Genomic DNA, 2,442 nt, shown 5'->3' with positions numbered 1-2,442 from the left:
GGTGGCCTTTTTTTTTTGGCTATGCATTCGGTAATCGTTGCCCCCTGCAGGAGTACCTTTAGCCAGCCCGATAGCCTTAGGATGCCCCGCGCGCGCCGGCCGCTAGCTGCACCGGCGCTGCTCCAGGTTTTCCCGGCGCAAAGAAGAAACCCCAGACCGCGTTGGCGATCTGGGGTTTCGTATAGGAGCTTGACGATGACCTACTCTCACATGGGGAAGCCCCACACTACCATCGGCGATGCGTCGTTTCACTGCTGAGTTCGGGATGGGATCAGGTGGTTCCAACGCTCTATGGTCGTCAAGCAATTTGTTGCTGTCGCGGGGTTAGCCGTTACAGCGAATTGGGTATGTGACAGTCGTTTGGCTTGGCCTTTGGGCCTGTAGCTCTCGTGCAAATCTTCGGCTGTTGTCGACTTCACCATCGACACCCTCTGCTCTCAGAGCAGATTGTTTGGGTGTTATATGGTCAAGCCTCACGGGCAATTAGTATGGGTTAGCTCAACGCCTCACAGCGCTTACACACCCCACCTATCAACGTCGTAGTCTTCGACGGCCCTTCAGGGAGCTCAAGGCTCCAGTGAGATCTCATCTTGAGGCAAGTTTCCCGCTTAGATGCTTTCAGCGGTTATCTTTTCCGAACATAGCTACCCGGCAATGCCACTGGCGTGACAACCGGAACACCAGAGGTTCGTCCAACCCGGTCCTCTCGTACTAAGGTCAGCCCCTCTCAAATCTCAAACGTCCACGGCAGATAGGGACCGAACTGTCTCACGACGTTCTAAACCCAGCTCGCGTACCACTTTAAATGGCGAACAGCCATACCCTTGGGACCGGCTTCAGCCCCAGGATGTGATGAGCCGACATCGAGGTGCCAAACACCGCCGTCGATATGAACTCTTGGGCGGTATCAGCCTGTTATCCCCGGAGTACCTTTTATCCGTTGAGCGATGGCCCTTCCATACAGAACCACCGGATCACTAAGACCTACTTTCGTACCTGCTCGACGTGTCTGTCTCGCAGTCAAGCGCGCTTTTGCCTTTATACTCTACGACCGATTTCCGACCGGTCTGAGCGCACCTTCGTACTCCTCCGTTACTCTTTGGGAGGAGACCGCCCCAGTCAAACTACCCACCATACACTGTCCTCGATCCGGATAACGGACCAGAGTTAGAACCTCAAGGTTGCCAGGGTGGTATTTCAAGGATGGCTCCATGAGAACTGGCGTCCCCACTTCAAAGCCTCCCACCTATCCTACACAAGCAAGCTCAAAGTCCAGTGCAAAGCTATAGTAAAGGTTCACGGGGTCTTTCCGTCTAGCCGCGGATACACTGCATCTTCACAGCGATTTCAATTTCACTGAGTCTCGGGTGGAGACAGCGCCGCCATCGTTACGCCATTCGTGCAGGTCGGAACTTACCCGACAAGGAATTTCGCTACCTTAGGACCGTTATAGTTACGGCCGCCGTTTACCGGGGCTTCGATCAAGAGCTTCGCTTGCGCTAACCCCATCAATTAACCTTCCGGCACCGGGCAGGCGTCACACCCTATACGTCCACTTTCGTGTTTGCAGAGTGCTGTGTTTTTAATAAACAGTCGCAGCGGCCTGGTATCTTCGACCGGCATGGGCTTACGCAGTAAATGCTTCACCCTCACCGGCGCACCTTCTCCCGAAGTTACGGTGCCATTTTGCCTAGTTCCTTCACCCGAGTTCTCTCAAGCGCCTTGGTATTCTCTACCTAACCACCTGTGTCGGTTTGGGGTACGGTTCCTAGTTACCTGAAGCTTAGAAGCTTTTCCTGGAAGCATGGCATCAACCACTTCGCATTCTAAAAGAACGCTCGTCATCAGCTCTCGGCCTTGATCTCCCGGATTTACCTAAGAAACCAGCCTACCACCTTAAACACGGACAACCAACGCCGTGCTGGCCTAGCCTTCTCCGTCCCTCCATCGCAGTAACTAGAAGTACGGGAATATTAACCCGTTTCCCATCGACTACGCATTTCTGCCTCGCCTTAGGGGCCGACTAACCCTGCGTCGATTAACGTTGCGCAGGAAACCTTGGTCTTTCGGCGTGCGAGTTTTTCACTCGCATTGTCGTTACTCATGTCAGCATTCGCACTTCTGATACCTCCAGCAAGCTTCTCAACTCACCTTCACAGGCTTACAGAACGCTCCTCTACCGCTCATCCTAAGATGAACCCGTAGCTTCGGTGTATGGTTTGAGCCCCGTTACATCTTCCGCGCAGGCCGACTCGACTAGTGAGCTATTACGCTTTCTTTAAAGGGTGGCTGCTTCTAAGCCAACCTCCTAGCTGTCTAAGCCTTCCCACATCGTTTCCCACTTAACCATAACTTTGGGACCTTAGCTGACGGTCTGGGTTGTTTCCCTTTTCACGACGGACGTTAGCACCCGCCGTGTGTCTCCCGTGCTGACACTTGCCG

At 53.8% G+C, this 2,442-nt stretch carries 2 rRNA genes (1 of these 2 only partly in view); both read right to left on the bottom strand.

Annotated elements, in window-relative coordinates:
* Positions 1–187: 187 nt before the first annotated feature.
* A 5S ribosomal RNA gene (gene rrf / locus ACW9UL_RS00835) occupies positions 188–303 on the bottom strand.
* A 159-nt stretch (positions 304–462) separates the two neighbouring features.
* Positions 463–2,442: ribosomal RNA gene (locus ACW9UL_RS00830) — 23S ribosomal RNA — on the bottom strand (it continues 912 nt past the right edge of the window).

The organism is Pseudomonas sp. PL-6, assembly GCF_054110165.1.
The sequence above is the reverse complement of the archived record's forward strand: the minus strand, read 5'-3'. Positions and strand labels throughout refer to the sequence as shown.